At 62.3% G+C, this 14,968-nt stretch carries 11 protein-coding genes; 6 read left to right on the forward strand and 5 right to left on the reverse strand.

Features of this window, described 5'->3' with window-relative positions; translation table 11 throughout:
• Positions 1 to 6: 6 nt before the first annotated feature.
• Positions 7 to 1,134, reverse strand: coding sequence for an OpgC family protein (locus EB233_RS21840; RefSeq protein WP_425487738.1), 1,128 nt, complete (start codon positions 1,132 to 1,134; stop codon positions 7 to 9).
• Positions 1,135 to 1,444: 310 nt separating this feature from the next.
• Between EB233_RS21840 and EB233_RS21845 the strand changes: the two genes are divergently transcribed.
• Positions 1,445 to 2,104, forward strand: a complete 660-nt coding sequence (locus EB233_RS21845; protein WP_064992307.1) for an alpha/beta hydrolase — start codon at positions 1,445 to 1,447, stop codon at positions 2,102 to 2,104.
• Positions 2,105 to 2,194: 90 nt separating this feature from the next.
• Here the strand turns inward: EB233_RS21845 and sthA are convergent, their stop codons facing one another.
• Entirely contained in the window at positions 2,195 to 3,580 is a 1,386-nt protein-coding gene (gene sthA, locus EB233_RS21850) for a Si-specific NAD(P)(+) transhydrogenase (RefSeq protein ID WP_064992306.1), read from the reverse strand.
• 223 nt (positions 3,581 to 3,803) lie between these two features.
• Here sthA and EB233_RS21855 point away from each other — a divergent pair, with 223 nt between their 5' ends.
• From EB233_RS21855 to EB233_RS21865, 3 genes are all read left to right on the forward strand, one after another.
• Complete coding sequence (locus EB233_RS21855) at positions 3,804 to 4,274, forward strand: RDD family protein (protein ID WP_027051492.1); 471 nt, start codon at positions 3,804 to 3,806, stop codon at positions 4,272 to 4,274.
• A gap of 138 nt (positions 4,275 to 4,412) precedes the next feature.
• Entirely contained in the window at positions 4,413 to 5,177 is a 765-nt protein-coding gene (locus tag EB233_RS21860; protein WP_027051491.1) for an arginyltransferase, read from the forward strand.
• A gap of 128 nt (positions 5,178 to 5,305) precedes the next feature.
• Positions 5,306 to 6,202, forward strand: coding sequence for a DMT family transporter (locus EB233_RS21865; RefSeq protein ID WP_064992305.1), 897 nt, complete (start codon positions 5,306 to 5,308; stop codon positions 6,200 to 6,202).
• Positions 6,203 to 6,220: 18 nt separating this feature from the next.
• Here EB233_RS21865 and EB233_RS21870 read toward each other — a convergent pair whose 3' ends face one another.
• Positions 6,221 to 7,435 (reverse strand): AI-2E family transporter, encoded by a 1,215-nt coding sequence (locus tag EB233_RS21870; protein ID WP_064992304.1) that lies wholly within the window; start codon positions 7,433 to 7,435, stop codon positions 6,221 to 6,223.
• A 206-nt stretch (positions 7,436 to 7,641) separates the two neighbouring features.
• Entirely contained in the window at positions 7,642 to 9,894 is a 2,253-nt protein-coding gene (parC, locus tag EB233_RS21875; RefSeq protein WP_064992303.1) for a DNA topoisomerase IV subunit A, read from the reverse strand.
• Positions 9,895 to 10,231: 337 nt separating this feature from the next.
• On the opposite strand from parC, the gene EB233_RS21880 reads away from it, so the two are divergent.
• The gene (locus EB233_RS21880) at positions 10,232 to 11,422 is read left to right on the forward strand and encodes a hypothetical protein (protein ID WP_064992302.1); all 1,191 of its coding nucleotides are present in this window, start codon (positions 10,232 to 10,234) and stop codon (positions 11,420 to 11,422) included.
• 117 nt (positions 11,423 to 11,539) lie between these two features.
• Here EB233_RS21880 and aspS read toward each other — a convergent pair whose 3' ends face one another.
• Complete coding sequence (gene aspS, locus EB233_RS21885; RefSeq protein ID WP_064992335.1) at positions 11,540 to 13,330, reverse strand: aspartate--tRNA ligase; 1,791 nt, start codon at positions 13,328 to 13,330, stop codon at positions 11,540 to 11,542.
• Positions 13,331 to 13,667: 337 nt separating this feature from the next.
• Between aspS and EB233_RS21890 the strand changes: the two genes are divergently transcribed.
• Entirely contained in the window at positions 13,668 to 14,912 is a 1,245-nt protein-coding gene (locus EB233_RS21890) for an MFS transporter (RefSeq protein WP_064992301.1), read from the forward strand.
• Positions 14,913 to 14,968: the final 56 nt, after the last annotated feature.

Here is a 14,968-nt window from a genome sequence, read left to right on the forward strand (position 1 = left end):
CGCCTGTCAGCGATTGGCCCTTGCCACGGCGGAGATGCCGAGAGAGACCGGCATGATATCCTTTGGCGTCGTGCGGACCTTGCCCGAGCCGCCGATGGTCGACAGCCACTCGAGATAGAAGGCCAGCGCGAACTGCATGGCGATGCCGGCTGACAGCAGCAGGCCGTCATAGGCAAGCCCGCCCGGATTGATCAGCTTCATCACCTGCGCGACCATGGCGATCACCGTGCCCGCGATAAACACCGGCAGCGAGCGTTTGCCCAGTATCGCCAGCGGATGGTCGGGGCTGGTGCGAAACAGGTTCGACAGCGCCGGCAAGGCGACGAAGAGGTAGCTGACCGCCAGGATATGCAGCAGCCGCGGCAGCGACAGGAACGTCTTGTCGAAACCGCCGATCACCACCGGCAGCTTGAACCACGTGATCTGGCCCCAGAGCGGACTGTGCACCCAGACCAATGCCGTCACCACGTAGGCGACCGCTGCGCCGACCAACCACCGGTTGACCGGAATGACGCCGCCGCGCCTGACATGCAGCATGGCGGCGACGCCGATATTGAATAGGAACTGCCAGGACAGAGGATTCAGGAACCAGAATCCTGGCTCGGGATAATTTGGCGGGGCGATCTGCCAGATGCCGGCGACAAGCCACAGCACAGCGGACGCGACAAGCGCCGCGACGGGACGGTAGCTGATCAACAGGACGAAGGCCGGCGCCATCAGCAGCAGCGCGGCATAGACCGGCAGGATGTTGTTGTAGCCGAGCTGATGGCCGAGCGTGACGATGCCGACCAGCACTTCCGGCGTGTTCCTCATCAACGGCTCGATGTTGATCAGTTTCAGCAGGTCCGGCCGCTTGGTAAACACCGCCACGGTGCAGAACAAGGCGATCACCACCATCGTCGTGACGATATGGGCAACGTAGAGCATCCCTGCCCGCCGCCACATCTTCAATGTGGCCAGAAGCCTGCCGCCCGGCCGGAACTTGGTGCCGTAGGCGAGCGCCACCGAGATACCCGAAATCAGCACGAATGCCTCGGCGGCGTCGGAGAAACCGAAATTCTTGTAGGTCAGGGTCTCGAAGGCGGTGCCCGGCACATGATCGATGAAGATGGTCAGCAGCGCCAATGCGCGCATTACATCGATACGCGTGTCGCGTTCGGGGATACGCACATTGCGATCCGGGACACGCGAATCGCGGTCCGGGACACGCAAATCGCGGTCTGACAAAACAGGGGTAGTCATCGACAAAAGGCCTCAAAGCTGGTTGTTCATGTCCGGCAATGCCACCCCCGGCGCACCGCTTCGATTCCTCCCATACGGGAGTATATCGGCGCAGAAACGGGCTGGAATGCGCCTGGTTCAATCAACTTTCGCGGAGCACGAAAATATTGCGTTTTGAAGCCGGCAAAGTGAGCGGAACCTCATATAATCAAGAGGATGCGAGATGACTGGCGATCGCATCGAAAACAGCCCGCTGCTTGTCGATCTGGCCTTTCCCTATCGCTTTATGAGCGCCGGCAAGGACAGCCATGAATGCCTGTTCCTGCTGCATGGATCGGGGGTCGACGAGAGCACTTTGGTGCCGCTGGCAAGACGGATCGCGCCTGGTGCCAAGTTGGTCGCGGCGCGTGGCCGTATTCCCCAGGAGGACGGTTTTCGCTGGTTCGAGCGGATAAGCCCGACGCGCTTCGAACAGCAGAACATCCTGGCCGAAACCGCTGCCTTCGCGGCATTCGCTAGCGAAGCCGCCAAGCGCCATGGGCTCGATCTCGGTCAGACAACATTCGTCGGCTATTCGAACGGCGCCAACCTGGTCTCCAGCCTGATGCTGCTTCATCCCGGCATCGTCCGCCGGGCGGTGCTGCTGAGGCCAATGCCCGTGCTCGACCAGGTGCCGGCGACCGACCTCGCGCGAACACGGACGCTGATCATCGCCGGCGCTACGGACGAGACCTACGGCCCCTTCGCGCCGGCGCTGGTGACGCTGCTCAGCCGGCACGGCGCCGAGATCGACGCCCGGATCATTGCATCGGGCCATGAAATCGGCGATTCCGACGCCGCTATCGTCAAGCAATGGCTGGCGGGGTCGGCTGACGTGGCCTAGGCGGACCGGCCTTCGAACCGACCGCTGTCTCGGTCTGAAACGGCTGCGGTCCGTGCCTCCGCACAGGCAAGGAGCGCGGATGCTGAGGCCCTATCGTCCCATCCTGTTCCAGGCGTCGAGGCCAGCGATCTTGTAGGCTTCGGCCAACGTCGGGTAGTTGAAGGTGTTGTTGACGAAGAAGTCGACGGTGCCGCCAAGGTTGATGACCGCCTGGCCGATGTGGATCAATTCGGTAGCGCCCTCGCCGACGATGTGCGCGCCGAGCAGGCGCCGCGTCTCGATCGAGAACAACAGCTTCAGGAATCCCGTGTTGACGCCCATGATGTGGCCGCGCGACGTCTCGCGGAAGCGCGCGACGCCGACCTCATAGGCTGCGCCGCTCTCGCGCACCTGCTCTTCGGACAGGCCCACGGTGGAGATTTCGGGCACCGCATAGATGCCATAAGGGAAGGTTTCCGGCGGCGGCGGCAGCGCCACGCCAAAGGCGTGGCAGGCTGCCACCCTGCCCTGCTCCATCGAGGTCGAGGCAAGGCTCGGAAAGCCGATGACGTCGCCGGCGGCGTAGATATTGGGCGCGCTGGTCTGGAAGGTCTGCGGGTCGACCTTGATGCGGCCTCGGGAGTCCGCCTCGATGCCGACCACGTCGAGGCCGAGGCTACCGACATTGCCGGTGCGGCCGGCGGCGTAGAGCACGACCTCCGAGCGGATGGTGCGGCCATCGGCCAGCTCCACCTCGGCGGCCTCGGGCTTGGAGCGGATTTCCTTCACCGCGCTGCCCAGCCTTATCGTCATGCCGCGATCACGCATCTGGTGGATGAAGTCGTCGACGATCTCGCGGTCGACGAAATCGAGGATGGAATTGCGCGGCTCGACCAGCGTCACCGGCACGTCGAGCGCGGAAAAGATCGTGGCGTATTCGACGCCGATGACGCCGGCACCGATGACGGTGAGCGTGCGCGGCAGGCGGTCGAGCTCGAGCATCTCGTCGCTGTCGAAGACGCGGGTCTTGTCGAAAGGCACGTCGCGCGGCCGGTGTGGCCTAGTACCGACCGCTATAAGCGCGTTGGCGAAGCCGACTTCGCTGTAATCGCCATTGTCCGATGTCAGGCTGACCTTGTTGGGGCCGATGAATTTTACCGAGGCACGGGCATTCTTGACGGAATTGCGCATGAACTGGTGCTGCAGCACCTCGACCTCGTGATCGAGCGTCTTGTGCAGACGCTCGATCAGGTCGCCGACGGAAATGTCCTGCTTGACCCTGTAGCCGCGTCCATAAAAGCCGCGCTCGCGCCAGCCCGAAAGATTGAGTACGGTTTCACGCAGCGTCTTCGAAGGGATGGTGCCGGTGTGCACGGAAACGCCACCGAGGCGCCGACCACGATCGACCACCAGCACCGATTTGCCGAGCTTGGCCGACTGCACCGCGGCGCGGCGACCGGAAGGGCCGCTGCCGATGACCAGCATGTCGTAGTCCATATTGCCCCGTCCCTCTGCCCCTGAGCGCTTTGTTGCGCCGCAGCAAGCTAATGCCATCCGCACGGCAAATTCAACCGATTCGGATGGTGTCCCGTGTCGCTCGGGCGTTGCGCTTCGGAAAGCCCGACCTTGATCCGGACGACCTTGATTCCGAGACGGGTCTTCACCATTTCATTGTCGAGCGGTCCGCACCCTATGTCGGGCCTTGTTACGAGGAAGTGACATGAACGCGCGCGTTCTCGACGGTGAAATCATGAATACCCGGCTCGACGATGTCAGGGCCTATGAAGGCGTGCGCACGAGGCGCATCCTGGCCTTCGTGCTCGACTACATCATCGTCGCGCTGCTCACCATTCCCTTCGCCATACTGGTGTTCTTCCTCGGGCTCTTGACGCTCGGCGTGGGCTGGATGCTGTTTGGCGTCCTGGTGCCGGCCGTTGCCATCCTCTACATCTGGAATACGTTGGGCAGCGCCGACCAGGCCACCACGGGCATGAAGATGATGGGCATCCGCCTCGACCGCCTCGACGGCAGGCCGATCGACGGCCTGACCGCGGTCGTCCATTCCGTGCTGTTTTGGGCCGGCAATGTCATCCTGTCACCGCTAGTCCTGCTGGTGACCTTGTTCTCGGACCGCAAGCGGACGCTGCACGACCTTCTGCTCGGCACGGTGGTCAGCCGCACCGGCCGTTGACGGCGTTTCCACGAGGCGCCATAGCCGCATTGGTGCAAATGTGAAGGGGCTCGATCGCGTGCGCCTTCACAATCCTGTTGAATTTTTCGCCGGTCGGGCCAAAGGTAAGACGATTCGCAGGAGCGTTTCCCAGACTCGATGACGCAGCATCCAACCCAGTCGCCGCAATTCTTCCTGACCGCCCCGTCGCCGTGTCCCTATCTCGACGGCCAGTTCGAGCGCAAGGTGTTCACGCATCTGGTCGGCGACAAGGCGTCGGAGATGAACGACCTGTTGACGCAAGGCGGCTTCCGGCGGTCGCAAAACATCGCCTACAGGCCGGCCTGCGAGACCTGCCGCGCCTGCGTCTCGGTACGCATCCTCGCCCAGGAGTTCGCCCCCAGCCGCAACATGAAGCGCGTGCTGCAGCATAATTCCGACCTCGTCGGCGCCATGCACAATGCCGAGCCCTCGACCGAACAATATTCGCTGTTCCGCGGCTATCTCGATGCCCGCCACCGCCGCGGCGGAATGTCCGACATGACGGTGCTCGACTACGCCATGATGGTCGAGGACACCCATGTCGACACCAAGGTGATCGAATACCGGCGGCGCGGGCCCGATACCTTCATAACCGGCAAGGGTCAGGGTGAGCTTATCGCGGTTGCACTCACCGACAAGATGGCCGACGGCCTGTCGATGGTCTATTCCTACTTCAATCCCGATTTCGAGGAGCGTTCGCTCGGCACGTTCATGATCCTCGATCACATCGCCCGCGCCCGGGCGATGGGCCTGCCCCATGTCTACCTCGGCTACTGGGTCAACGGCTCGCGCAAGATGAATTATAAGATGCGCTTCATGCCGCAGGAGCATCTCGGCCCCAAGGGTTGGGAACGCTACACCAACGAAGCGGTTTCACGCTGAGTTTTTCCATCATCCACGCTTAAACTGTTTCAAGGCAGGAGATGCTGGTCTTTCAGCCGGTTGGCTGGAGAGAGTGCGCCATCGCACCGACCAGCCGTCGGCCTGCATTTCATTGCGAAAGCTCCTGCATGTCCTCTCACCATGATCACCAGAAGGGCCTTTTGATAACCGCTATCGGCGGACTGACGCTGACTGTCGACATACCTTTGATCCGACTTGCCGACGGCGGCGCATGGACAATCATGCTGCTGCGCACCGGCACCACATTCGTCGCGGCCATGATCATCTGGTCGATCTGGCGGGCTCTGGACCGAAACGCTCCACAGCTTATTCCGGGCTGGTCCGGCCTGATCGTGGCGATCTGCTATGGGCTGACCGGGATCACGTTCGTCACCGCCGTCTATCACACCTCGACCGCCGATCTCGTGTTCATCCTGGCCTTCAACACGGTGTTCGCAGGGCTGTTGTCCTGGATATTCCTGCGCGAGAAGCCCCGCATGGTGACCATCGTGGCGATGCTGATCATGATTCTCGGCGTGCTGGTCATTGTCGGCGGGTCAGTCGGCACCGGCAAGCTGTTCGGCGACTTCATGGCGCTGTGCTCGGCCTTCTTCATCGCCGTGGCCATCACCATCTCGCGCGCCAGCGGCAAGGACATGGGATTCACCTCGCTGGTCGGCGTCCTCCTGCCGATGGCCATGGCCGCCTTCATGGTGTCGGGCGAAGGCTTTCACGTGAATGCGCCCTGGTGGATCATATTCAACGGCGCCGTCATCATGCCGATCTCGTTCTTCTGCCTTGCCGCCGGGCCGAAATACATTTCAGGGCCGGAAGTGGCGATGTTCTACCTGCTCGAAACCGTGCTGGCGCCGGTCTGGGTGTGGATGATCTTCGCCGAGACACCGACCCGTAACAGCCTGATCGGCGGCGCGATCCTGATCGTCACGCTGGTCGCCCATTCGCTCTGGCAGTTGCATGACGGGCGCAAGCGGCGGCCGGATCTTGCGGTGCACCATCCGGTTTAAGGCGTGACGGCTTCGGGATCAGGCGCTGGCCTTCTTCGCCACGCCAGGTTCCGGGAGGACGTCGATCTGCGGACCGGCCTCGATCTCGGTCGCCGAGCCGGCGGCGGTCTCGTCGGACAGCTCCACCTCGCGCAGCCACTCGCGCCAGATAGCAACCAGCAGCGCCATCAGCACCGGGCCGATGAACAGACCAAGGAAACCCATGGTCTTGACGCCGCCGATCAGACCGAAAAAGGTCGGTAGGAAAGGCAATTTTATCGGTCCACCGACAAGCTTCGGGCGCAGCGTCTTGTCGACGATGAACAGCTCGACCGTGCCCCATATGAACAGCGCCAGACCGGCCATGGGTGAGCCGCTTGCAGCGAGGTAAATCGAGACAAGGGTGAACGACAATGGTGCGCCGCCGGGGATGAGCGCCATGACACCGGTCAGCGCGCCGAGCGTCACCGGCGACGGCACGCCGGCCAGCCAGTAGGCGATGCCCAGCACCAGCCCTTCGCCAATGGCGATGACCGTCATGCCGGTCACCGTCGAGGAAATCGTCGCCGGCACGACGCGCGAAATCCGCTCCCACCGCGTCGGCAGGATGCGTTCGCCGAGCCGGTCGATCTGGCCGGCGAAATGCTCGCCATCGCGATAGGCGAAGAACAGGGCGATCATCATGAACAGCAGCGTCAGGAACAGGCTGAAGGCACTGCCGCCGGCGGCGAGCGCGCCGCGATAGATGCTGCCGATATTGGCGCCGCTGACCAGCTGGATCAGTTCACCAATGCCGCCGGGATGCCCGAAATTGGTCGTCCATTGCTCATTCAGCCAATCGCCGATGACAGGCATGGTCGCTATCCAGTGCGGCGTCACCGCACCATGCCGGTTGGTCTCGATCGCCCACGCCACCCACTCGCGCACCTCGTTGATGGCGTAGGTGCCGGCAAGCGCGATCGGTATCACCAGAAAGGCGAGGATGAACAGGATGGCGAAAGTGGCGGCGACGGTTCGGTTGCCGCCGACGCCAGCCAGCAGCCGCGTGTAAAGCGGCCAGCTGGCGAAAGCGATGACCAGCGCGGCGAGCACCGGGAACAGAAAGCCGTGGAAGAAATAGACGCCGGCGGCGACGATCAGCACCAGGAGCCAGCGCGCCGCCGACAAGGGCGGAATTACAGCCGACCGCAGCGGCGTCGACAGGCCGAACAGGCGCTGCTGCCGTTCCGGTTTCTGGATCCTGGATTCCTTCAAACGCCCGTCTCTCCCAAACACCCTTCCCCTTTATGCACCGATATAGTGCAGCAATCGTGACGATACTCCAAATGATTGGGGCCGGCAGGCCAGAGGGGGGCGCCGGACATAAGGCGCCAGCCTGTTCTGCTCAAAGCAGGACGTCGCGTCCGGTCGAACCGGTCCTGTCGCTTTGGCGACATCTCCCCAAAGGGGGAGATCAGGCGCTACCCAAATTTGCCCGTCCTCGGGAAACCCTTCGGCACCATGCGCCCGGCAGACGCTCGGGCGCCTATCCATTCAGCGAGTTCCTCGCGCGACCTGGTGAAGGTGCGGTCTGCCGAATCCTGCCAGGACAGGCCCGTTTCCAGCGTGAACGGCTTGAGATCGAGCAGGCCGCCATCCTTGTATTTCTGCAGCCGCACGCCCTTGCCGCGGCTCATCTCCGGAATTTCGGAGAGCGCGAACACCAGCATTTTCCGGTTCTCACCGACGATGGCGAGGTGATCGCCACTGACCGGGATGCAGCGCTTGGCTTCGTCCGGCGCCTTGACGTTCATCACCTGCTTGCCCTTGCGGGTGTTGGCGACGACTTCCTCTTCCGGCACGATGAAGCCGTTGGCGTCATATGAGGCCAGCAGCAGCTTGCGCTTGGGATCGTGGACGAAGGCTGTGACGATGTCCTGATCGTTGTCCATGTCGACGATGATACGGATCGGCTCGCCGTGGCCGCGCCCGCCCGGCAACCGGTCGGCGCCGATTGTGTAGAACTTGCCGCCGGTGGTGAAGACCAGCACCTTGTCGGTGGTCTGGGCATGGAAGGCGAGCTTGAGGCTGTCGCCTTCCTTGAAGGTCAGCGTCGAGAGATCGGCCAGATGCCCCTTCATCGCCCGCAGCCAGCCTTTTTCCGAAACGACAACGGTGACCGGCTCGCGCTCGATCATGGCGTGGGCGATATCGGTCAGGTCGTGCTCGGGCGCATCGGCGAACTGGGTGCGGCGCTTGCCGAGTTCCGTCTCCGGACCGAATTTGTCGCGGATGCTGGTGACTTCCCACTTGATCGTCGCCCACTGCTTGGCATCGGACGCCAGCAGCGCCTCGATCTGCTTCTTCTCGGTGGTGAGGCCGTCGAATTCCTTGCGGATCTCGAATTCTTCCAGCTTGCGCAAAGCGCGCAGGCGCATGTTGAGGATGGCCTCGGCCTGGGTGTCGGTGAGCGACCAGCGGGCCATCATCACCTGCTTGGGCTCATCCTCCTCGCGGATGATCTTGATCACCTCGTCGATGTTGAGATAGGCGATCAGGTAGCCGGCAAGGATCTCCAGCCGTCTTTCGATCTCGCCGAGGCGATGTTTCGAGCGGCGGATCAGAACGTCGCGGCGATGGTCCAGCCATTCCTGCAGCACGCCCTTCAGCGACAGCACATTGGGCACCTTGCCGCGCGACAGCACGTTCATGTTGAGCGGAAAGCGGCTTTCGAGCTCGGTGAGCTTGAACAGCGATTCCATCAGGATACCCGGGTCGACCGAACGGCTCTTCGGCACCAGCACGACGCGGATGTCCTCGGCGCTTTCGTCCCTGATGTCCTCGAGCAGCGGCAGCTTGCGCGCCATCAGGAGCTCGGCGATTTTCTCGATCAGCCGCGCCTTCTGCACGCCATAAGGGATTTCGGTGACGACGATGCTCCAGGTGCCCCTGCCCTGATCCTCCTGGATCCACTTCGAGCGGACACGGAAACCGCCACGCCCTGTCTTATAGGCTTCGAGGATGGAGGCGCGGCTGTCGACAATGATGCCGCCAGTGGGGAAATCCGGGCCCTGGACGAAATCCATCAGCTTCGCCACCGGCGCATCCCGATGCTCGATCAGGTGCAGTGCGGCGTCGCAGAGTTCGGCCGCATTGTGCGGCGGGATCGATGTCGCCATGCCGACCGCAATGCCGGACGAGCCGTTGGCAAGCAAGTTCGGGAAAGCGCCGGGGAGCACAACCGGCTCCTCATCTTCTTCATTGTAGGTCGGCCGGTAGTCGACGGCGTCCTCGGTGATGCCGGCGAGCAGCTCGGTCGCCACGTCGGTCATGCGCGCTTCGGTGTAGCGCATGGCGGCGGCGTTATCGCCGTCGATGTTGCCGAAATTGCCCTGCCCGTCGACCAAGGGATAGCGCATCGAAAAATCCTGCGCCAACCGCACCAGCGCGTCATAGATCGACTGGTCGCCATGCGGGTGGAACTTGCCCATCACCTCGCCGACGATACGGGCGCATTTGGCGAAGCCCTGGTCGGGATTGAGGCGCAGCAGGCGCATGGCATGCATGATGCGCCGATGGACCGGCTTCAATCCGTCGCGAACGTCGGGCAGCGCCCGGTGCATGATGGTCGACAGAGCATAGGCGAGATAGCGCTCTTCCAGCGCCTTCTTCAGATCGACCGGTTCGATGTGATCGCCACCGCCATCTTCAGGCGGCAAAAGCCTTTTTCCCATGGGCTGGGACTAGCCGAGCGGGTGATTCGCGGCAAGAGGCGCACATGGGAGCAGTCGATTTACGCCTATTCTGCAACAGAAAACAGCAAGGCCGAGCTTGCCGACCAACATCAATCTGTTACACGCCACATCTATTGCCAAGCACGACACCGCTCTACGGCCCGACCTTCATGCCAAATTCACTGCATTCTCCAATAGCGTTTGGATCGGGTTTGCCTTTCATCGCGATTTTCGACCATTGTGCCGGGACACGCCTTTTTCCCGTCCAGTTCGTCACGGAATGGTGATGGCGCGAAGAATTGAAAAACAATTTCAGGACACTCTCAGGGACCTTGCGATGACAATCAAACGCTCAACTCTCCGGAAATTCGCTCTTTCGACCTTCTTGTTCACCCTGCCGCTGAACGCGGCCCTTGCCCAGGACGCAGCTGTCGCCGACCGGCTAAAGGCGACGCTTGCCGCCCAGGGCGTCGATATCTCGTGGACCGGCGTCACCGGCGACAACACCAGCATGGTGCTGCAGGGCGTTGCCATCAAGCCGGCGGCGGAGAAGGAAGCCCTCACCATCGGCGACGTGAAACTCGAGAACGTCACCGAAGCCAATGGCGGCTACGACATCGGCACGGTGTCGACCTCGGCCTTCGAACACAGCAAGGACGGCGTCACGCTCAATCTCAGCCCCTTCGTCATTCATGACATGACGGTTCCGGCCGACGGCTCCACCGGCCCGCTGGGCTCACTGATGATGTACAAGTCGGCCGAACTTTCCAACATGACGGTCAAGGTCGCCGACAAGACCGCCTTCTCGATGGACGGGCTTGCCATCCAGATCACGCCGCCGGCGGACGGCAAGGCGATGGAATTCACCGGCAATACGGAGAAATTCTCGGCCGATCTGTCGCTGGTCGACGACCCCAAGTCCAAGGAAGTCATCGACGCGCTCGGCTATCAGAACATCTCAGGCAATTTCGCAGTGGCCGGCAACTGGCAGCCGGCGGACGGCAAGATGGAGCTGTCGAAATACGACATCTCCGTCGAGAATGCCGGCACGCTCGGCATGACCTTCGACCTCGGCGGCTACACGGTCGACTTCATCAAGTCGCTGCAGGAGATGCAGAAGAAGATGGCCGCTCAGCCTGCAGGCGCCGACAATTCAGCACAAGGCATGGCCATGCTCGGTCTGTTGCAGCAGCTGTCGTTCAACAGCGCCTCGATCCGCTTCGACGACGATTCGCTGACCGGCAAGGTGCTGGACTATGTCGGCAAGCAGCAAGGCATGTCGGCCAAGGACATTGCCAACCAGGCCAAGGCGATCGTGCCGTTCGGCATGGCGCAGCTCAACAATCCGGAATTGACAGCGCAGGTGACCGCGGCGGTCAGCAAGTATCTCGACGATCCGAAGAGCCTCGAAATCTCGGCCGAACCGCCGGCATCGGTGCCGTTCGCGCTGATCATGGCGGGCGCAATGGCGAACCCGCTCGACCTGCCAAAGACGCTCGGCGTCAGCGTCAAGGCCAACGAGGACTGATCAAAGCGATCTCAAGACACGAAAATAGCCCGGCATCGCTGCCGGGCTATTTTTTGGATTATCGAATCGAAAGAATCGGTTCGGACGGCTCTTTAAAGTGCCACCTTCATCTCGCGATTAGGCGTCCTTCTTGGTCGGCGCGACACGCAGCGCCAGTTCGCGAAGCTGCTGCGGCGAGGCTTCCGAGGGCGCGTTCATCAGCAAATCATAGGCCTGCTGGTTCATCGGGAACATGGTGATCTCGCGTAGGTTCTTAGCCCCGACCAGCAGCATCACAACGCGGTCGATGCCGAATGCCGCCCCGCCATGCGGCGGTGCGCCATACTGGAAAGCGCGATAGAGCCCGCCGAATCGTTCTTCGACTGTCTGACTGTCCAGGCCAACCATTTCGAAAGCCTTGACCATGGTCTCTGGCAGGTGGTTGCGGATACCGCCTGAGGCGATCTCGAAGCCATTGCAGACGGCGTCGTATTGAAACGCCTTGATGCCGAGTGGATTCTCGCCGTTCAGCGCGTCGATGCCACCTTGCGGCATCGAGAACGGGTTGTGGGCAAAGTCGATCTTCTTCTCCTCTTCGTTCCATTCGAAGAACGGGAAGTCGACAATCCAGCACATCTCGAAGCGTTCGCGGTCGACGAGGTTCAGCTCCTCGCCGGCACGCGTGCGCGCGGCACCGGCAAAGGAAACGAACTTCTTCGGATCGCCGGCGACAAAGAAGGCGGCGTCGCCATCGGCAAGGCCGAGTTGCTGGCGGATGGCCTCGGTGCGCTCCTCGCCAATGTTCTTGGCAAGCGGGCCGGCGCCTTCGAGCTTTTCGCCTTCCTTGCGCCAGAAGATGTAGCCCAGCCCCGGTTGGCCCTCGCCCTGCGCCCAGGAATTCATGCGGTCGCAGAAGGCGCGGCTGCCGCCGGTCTTGGCCGGAATGCCCCACACCTCGGCCTTCGGGTCGTTGGCCAGGATGTTGGCGAAGACCTTGAAGCCGGAATCACGGAAATGGTCGGAGACGGCCTGCATCTCGATCGGGTTGCGCAGGTCGGGCTTGTCGGAACCATACCTGCGCATGGCGACATCATAGGGGATGCGCGGCCAGTCCTTGGTGACGGGCTTACCGTTGGCGAAAGCCTCGAAAACGGAGGTCATCACCGGTTCCATGGTCGACAGGACGTCGTCCTGCTCGACGAAGCTCATTTCGAGGTCGAGCTGGTAGAACTCGCCGGGCAGACGGTCGGCACGCGGGTCCTCGTCGCGGAAGCAGGGCGCGATCTGGAAATAGCGATCGAAGCCCGACACCATGATCAACTGCTTGTACTGCTGCGGCGCCTGCGGCAGCGCGTAGAAGGTGCCGGGATGAATGCGCGACGGCACCAAGAAGTCGCGTGCGCCTTCCGGCGACGAGGCGGTGAGGATCGGCGTCGAGAATTCGGTGAAGCCGACATCGGTCATGCGCTTGCGCATCTCGGCGATGATCTTGGTGCGCGCCACGATGTTTTTGTGCAGCGTGTCCCGGCGCAGGTCGAGGAACCGATACTTCAGCCTGATGTCTTCTGGATAGTCCGGCTCGCCGAAGACCGGCAATGGCAGTTCCTTGGCCGCCGACAGCACCTCGATCTCGCGGGCGAAGATTTCGATCTCGCCGGTCGGCAGGTTGGCGTTCGTGGTCTCGGGCAAGCGCGCCTTGACTTCGCCGTCGACGCGGATGACCCATTCGCCACGCACGGTCTCGGCGACCTTGAAGGCCGGCGAATCGGGGTCGGCGACGATCTGGGTCAGGCCGTAATGGTCGCGCAGGTCGATAAAGAGCAGGCCGCCATGGTCGCGCACGCGATGTACCCAGCCCGACAGGCGAACGGAATTGCCGACGTCGCTCTTGCGCAATTGGGCACAGGTATGGCTGCGGTAACGGTGCATGGTCATAGGTACAAGTCCGGGGTGCTGGGTTGCGGCCGAAGCATCAAAGCCCGGCCCAAAATTTGCGCGAAAAGCGCATGAGAGGCCGGATTTGTCAAGGCGAGCGCCCATGCCTGTCTCTCACCCCACCCGCGCCCCTGGCCTCATCGAGCCAATGCGGGTTCGCCAGTCACGCAACGTCCAGTCACCCAACCTCATGCGCCACCATCCTCTGACCAATTGGTCGGACTGATCGATGCGTTAGCTTCGGCAAAGGATTTTGCCGGCAACATTGCCGCTGGCGTTGATCGTGGCAATGGTTCAAGAAGGGATCACCGATACGTGATCGCCTCTTTTCATGTCCTCCATCCGCCCGCTGATCCCGCTTCTTCTCGCCGCAGGCATCCTGCTCGGCGGCAATGGGCTGCAGAGCACCCTCATTGCGCTACGAGGCGCGCAGGAGGGGTTTGCCGCTTCCGACATCGGCCTGATGGGGACCTTCTATTTCGCCGGCTTCCTGCTCGGCTGCCTTGCCATCACCCGCATGATGAAGGCGGTCGGCCATATCAGGGCGTTTTCGGCGCTTGCCGCGATCGCCTCGGTCGGCACCTTGCTGCTGGTTCTGGTCCTCGATCCGTGGATGTGGTGCGCGGTGCGTTTTGCCGGCGGCTTCTGTTTCGCTGGGCTGTTCACCATCGTCGAGAGCTGGCTGAATTCAGGCGTCACCAACAAGGACCGCGCCCGCGTGCTGGCGATCTACCGGATGGTCGATACCGGCTCGGTCACCGGCGCGCAGTTCCTGATCCCGATCTTCGGCGCCGGCGGCTTCACCATCTTCGCCATCATGTCGATCATGATCACGCTATCGCTGGTGCCAGTCTCGCTCGGCGACCGTTCCAACCCGACGCCGCCGGAGGAGGTCAAGCTCGACCTCGCGCGCGTCTGGCGTATCTCGCCGCTCGGCTGCTTCGGCTGCATTGCCGTGGGCGTCACCAACAGCGCCTTTCGCACGCTGTCGCCGGTCTATGCCGAGCAGATCGGCATGTCGGTTGCCGATGTCGTCACCTTTGTCAGCGTCGGAATCTTCGGCGGCGCCATCATCCAGTATCCGCTAGGCTACCTCTCCGACCGCTGGGATCGGCGCCGGGTGCTGTTGATGACGACGTGCTGCGCGATGCTCTCGGCCTTAGCGCTGGTGTTCATCGCCGGCAGCAACCCGCTGCTCAATTTCGTCATCATCTTCATCTTCGGCTGTTTCGCCATGCCGCTCTATTCGCTGTCGGCGGCACATTCCAACGACCGCGCCGACACCGGCGAGTTTGTGCTGATCAATGCGGCGCTGATGCTATTCTATTCCTTCGGCGCCATCGGCGGCCCTTTCGCCGCGTCAACGGTAATGCAGCATTTCGGGCCGAGCGCCCTCTTCGTGTTCAGCGCCATGGTCTATGCGATTTTCATCGCCGTCATCCTCTACCGCATGCAGGCGCGGTCCGGCGTGCCCGCGGGCAGGCGCAGCCGTTTCACCGCGCTGCTGCGCACTTCGACGGTTTTCGCGCGGCTGGCGAGGCGGAATGGTGATTCCGACGGCCCAGGAAGCTCATGATGGCGGCGCCAAAGCTTGACGAAAGCCTCCCCGGCTGAAATCTAGGAAGACCTTAC

Source organism: Mesorhizobium erdmanii (genome assembly GCF_013170725.1).
In the GTDB taxonomy this organism is placed as follows: Bacteria; Pseudomonadota; Alphaproteobacteria; order Rhizobiales; family Rhizobiaceae; genus Mesorhizobium; species Mesorhizobium erdmanii.

What these genes read in the sequence shown, in the direction of transcription:
- EB233_RS21840 (WP_425487738.1), bottom strand. Translation starts at nt 1,134, where the DNA reads ATGCGCGCATTGGCGCTGCTGACCATCTTCATCGATCATGTGCCGGGC.
- EB233_RS21845 (WP_064992307.1), top strand. Translation starts at nt 1,445, where the DNA reads ATGACTGGCGATCGCATCGAAAACAGCCCGCTGCTTGTCGATCTGGCC.
- sthA (WP_064992306.1), bottom strand. Translation starts at nt 3,580, where the DNA reads ATGGACTACGACATGCTGGTCATCGGCAGCGGCCCTTCCGGTCGCCGC.
- EB233_RS21855 (WP_027051492.1), top strand. Translation starts at nt 3,804, where the DNA reads ATGAACGCGCGCGTTCTCGACGGTGAAATCATGAATACCCGGCTCGAC.
- EB233_RS21860 (WP_027051491.1), top strand. Translation starts at nt 4,413, where the DNA reads ATGACGCAGCATCCAACCCAGTCGCCGCAATTCTTCCTGACCGCCCCG.
- EB233_RS21865 (WP_064992305.1), top strand. Translation starts at nt 5,306, where the DNA reads ATGTCCTCTCACCATGATCACCAGAAGGGCCTTTTGATAACCGCTATC.
- parC (WP_064992303.1), bottom strand. Translation starts at nt 9,894, where the DNA reads ATGGGAAAAAGGCTTTTGCCGCCTGAAGATGGCGGTGGCGATCACATC.
- EB233_RS21880 (WP_064992302.1), top strand. Translation starts at nt 10,232, where the DNA reads ATGACAATCAAACGCTCAACTCTCCGGAAATTCGCTCTTTCGACCTTC.
- aspS (WP_064992335.1), bottom strand. Translation starts at nt 13,330, where the DNA reads ATGCACCGTTACCGCAGCCATACCTGTGCCCAATTGCGCAAGAGCGAC.
- EB233_RS21890 (WP_064992301.1), top strand. Translation starts at nt 13,668, where the DNA reads ATGTCCTCCATCCGCCCGCTGATCCCGCTTCTTCTCGCCGCAGGCATC.